This window comes from Pengzhenrongella sp., from assembly GCF_036565025.1.
Classification (GTDB): Bacteria; Actinomycetota; Actinomycetes; order Actinomycetales; family Cellulomonadaceae; genus Pengzhenrongella.
Genome location: NZ_DATCNW010000263.1, coordinates 1 through 3,027, shown reverse-complemented (window position 1 = coordinate 3,027; position 3,027 = coordinate 1). Strand labels below are relative to the sequence as shown.

At 71.2% G+C, this 3,027-nt stretch carries 3 protein-coding genes and 2 pseudogenes; 2 read left to right on the top strand and 3 right to left on the bottom strand.

Annotated features, from left to right (window positions below):
* Nucleotides 1-3: 3 nt before the first annotated feature.
* Nucleotides 4-84, top strand: a pseudogene (locus VIM26_RS27125) (TetR family transcriptional regulator); the annotation flags it as partial.
* 4 nt (nt 85-88) lie between these two features.
* Nucleotides 89-1,102 (top strand): AMP-binding protein, encoded by a 1,014-nt coding sequence (locus VIM26_RS15425; RefSeq protein WP_414696497.1) that lies wholly within the window; start codon nt 89-91, stop codon nt 1,100-1,102.
* On the opposite strand, the gene VIM26_RS15420 is transcribed toward VIM26_RS15425, so the two are convergent.
* The 3 genes and pseudogenes from VIM26_RS15420 to VIM26_RS15410 all read right to left on the bottom strand — a co-directional run.
* The gene (locus VIM26_RS15420; protein ID WP_331952728.1) at nt 1,002-2,171 is read right to left on the bottom strand and encodes a globin domain-containing protein; all 1,170 of its coding nucleotides are present in this window, start codon (nt 2,169-2,171) and stop codon (nt 1,002-1,004) included. The genes VIM26_RS15425 and VIM26_RS15420 overlap by 101 nt on opposite strands.
* 86 nt (nt 2,172-2,257) lie before the next feature.
* Entirely contained in the window at nt 2,258-2,698 is a 441-nt protein-coding gene (locus VIM26_RS15415) for an Rrf2 family transcriptional regulator (RefSeq protein ID WP_331952727.1), read from the bottom strand.
* A 64-nt stretch (nt 2,699-2,762) separates the two neighbouring features.
* Nucleotides 2,763-3,027 (bottom strand): annotated as a pseudogene (locus VIM26_RS15410) (hypothetical protein); the annotation flags it as partial.

Sequence of the window (3,027 nt, the reverse complement as noted above, 5' to 3'; positions counted from 1 at the left end):
GGCCTGACGATCGATGAGGTCGCGGCACGCTCGCGCGTCGGGAAGTCGTCGATCTACCTGCGATGGAAGGACAAGGAGACGCTGCTGGCTGCCGCGCTCCGCCAGACCCAGCAACCCCCCGGGACGCACGACGACGTCGTCCCTCAGGCCTCGCCGGCGCCGACCGCGGACGCGCCGCTGCGCGACTACCTCATCGACCACGCCACCCGCCGCTCCGGTGATGTTCGCCGCGATCTCCCGGTGCGCGGGCTTCGCCGGTGCGGACCTGTCCGGGGTCCGCGCGGCCATCGTCGCGGGTGCGCACGTTCCCGCGGCGCTCGTCCTGGAGTACGCCGACCGGGGCATGCTCCTGCAGCAGTCCTGGGGCATGACCGAGACCGCCCCCGCGGCCACGTACCTGCCGGCCGGCCGCACGCGGGACAAGGCCGGGTCCGCGGGCGTGGAAATGCCGCACACCCGCATTCGGCTCGTCGACCCGGCCACCCGGGAGGACCTCGGGCCGGGGAGTGCCGGGACCCCCGGCGAGATCCTGGTCAAGGGCCCGAACGTGACCCAGGGCTACTGGAACGACCCCGCAGCGAACCTCGCGGCCTTCACCGACGACGGCTGGCTGCGCACGGGCGACCTCGCCGAGCGCGACGCCGAGGGATTCCTGACGATCGTCGGCCGGCGCACGGCGATGATCAACAGCGGCGGCGAGAACATCTACCCCGCGGAGGTCGAGCGCGCCCTGGCCGGGCTGCCCGGCGTCCGCGAGGTCGCCGTCGTCGGGGTGCCCCACCCCGAATGGGGGGAGACGGTCGCCGTCGTGCTCGAGTGCCCGGACGGTGCGACGCGTCCCTCGAGGACGTCCGCGCCTACGCGGCCCGGACGATCGCCCGCTACAAGCTCCCGACGCGGTCCGTCCGCGTGCCGGAGCTGCCCCGCACGGCGACCGGCAAGCTCAACCTGTGGGCGGTGCGCTCACAGGCGATGCTCGGCCCGTCCGGGGCAGCAGTCGATCAGACCCCGGCGAGCCAGAGGTCGGGACCGAAGATCTCGTAGTGGATGCGCTCGGCGGGCACGCCGGATGCCAGCGCCTCCGAGCGGATCTTCTGCATGAACGCCAGCGGACCGCAGAGGTACAGCGACGCGTTCTTCGGGAGGTCGACGCCGTCCAGGGACATGAAGCCGTCGTGCGCTCCGTCGGCGGGGGTCTCCAGCCACAGCTCGAGCTCGGCCGCCTCGAGCAGCGCGACATCGCCGCGCATCTGGGCGGCCAGCGCCCAGCGCTCCAGCTTGCTCTCGGCGTGCAGCACCAGGACCTCGCGCGAGGACTCCGCCTCGGCGAGCCAGCGCAGGATGGACGCCGACGGGGTGCAGCCGATGCCGGCCGAGGCCAGCACGAGCGGGCCGTCGTCGCCGGAGAGCGCGATGTCGCCGCACGGGTTCGACAGGATGAGCCGGTCGCCCACCTGGACGCCGGCGTGCAGCGCGGGTGAGACCTCGCCGTCGGCGTCGAGCTTCGTGGTGAACACGCGCGTCGCGGCCGACCCGGTGCTCGCCGAGAGCGAGTACTGACGCACCTGGTGGATCCCGTCCGGCATCTCGACCTTGACGCTCACGTACTGCCCGGGCCGCGCCAGGGTCACCGGGGTGCTGTCGGCGGGCTCGAGCGTGAACGTCACCGCGTCCGTCCCGGCCGGCTCGCGGCCGACGACGATCCACGGCGCCCACGGCTGGTCGCTCGCCGCGCCGGCGTACAGGCCGTTCTCGAGCTTGATCAGCGCGTGCGCCATCAGCCAGTAGACCTCGGTCCACGCGGCGGCGATCTCGGCGGTGACGACGTCGCTCAGCTCCTCGGCGATCGCCCCGAAGAGGTGGGTGTACACGACCTCGTACTGCTCGGGCCGGATGCCCAGCGAGACGTGTTTGTGGGCGATGCGCGAGAGCATCACCTCGGGGAACGTGTCGGGGTTGTTCACCAGGTGCACGGCAAATCCGGCAACGCTTCCGGCGAGCGCTTGCTGCTGCGTGCCGTTCTTCTGGTTGGACCGGCTGAAAAGACCGTCGAACAATTCTGGATGCGCGGTGAACAACCGCCCGTAGAAATTCTTGGCGATGGCGGGCATCCGCTCACCGACGAGTGGGAGCGTGGCTTCGATAATGGGAAGCGACTGGGTCGAGAGCATGGATGACTCCTCGGGTCGGCGGGGTGGCGCGCGCCCAACCTAGCATCGCAAATGCTGGTTTTAAGGACAGGCGACTGTGCGAGACGTCACATCGCGAGGATCTCCACGCTCACCGAGCTCAGGCGGCCGTGGTGCGGCAGCGTGGCGATGACGACGTCGTCCAGCGCCGCGTAGAACGCCTCCCGGGCCCGCCGGAGCGCGCCCCGCAGCCCGCAGCCGTCGACCAGCGGGCAGTTCCCGGCGGCCGTCTCGCAGTCGGCGACGTCCGTCCGGGTGTCCAGCCGGCGCAGCAACCAGCCGACGGTGGCGCGGCGCCCCTCGGCGCTGATCCGCGCCCCGCCGGAGCGCCCGCGGACGACCTCCACCAGGCCGAGGTCGCGGAGCTTGATGATCGTCTTGCTCACGTGGTTGTACGGGCTGCCCACGCCTTCGGAGATGACCCGCGAGGTCAGCAGCCCGGCGTCGGGCGCGGCGGCGAGCAGAATCACCACCCGGAGCGAGACGTCCGAAAATGCGCTGATCCTCATGCCGCGAGTGTAGAGCGGCCACGAGGGCCGACGTCAGGACCTTTCGCAAAAGGCGGATCGGTGCCTAGCGGACGACTTTGATGTTGAACATTCCCGTACCGACGGCGCCCCAGAGCCGGAGCCACAGCGGCAGGTACATTTCCGGACCCCGCGCGGTGGTGATATCCCCCAGGTCGATCACATCGGTGTGCTCGGCGAGCCATTCGGAGAAGGGCGGATTGCCCATTCTGTCGGGGGTGTCGCGCGCCAGCGTCGAGGCGCGGTCACGAGTACCGATCGTCACCTCGTGGCCGAGGCCGGCGAGCCGGGCCGCCAACGTTCGCCCGACG

Coding starts and splice junctions, on each gene's coding strand:
- VIM26_RS15420 (WP_331952728.1), bottom strand. CDS start 2,171: ATGCTCTCGACCCAGTCGCTTCCCATTATCGAAGCCACGCTCCCACTC.
- VIM26_RS15415 (WP_331952727.1), bottom strand. CDS start 2,698: ATGAGGATCAGCGCATTTTCGGACGTCTCGCTCCGGGTGGTGATTCTG.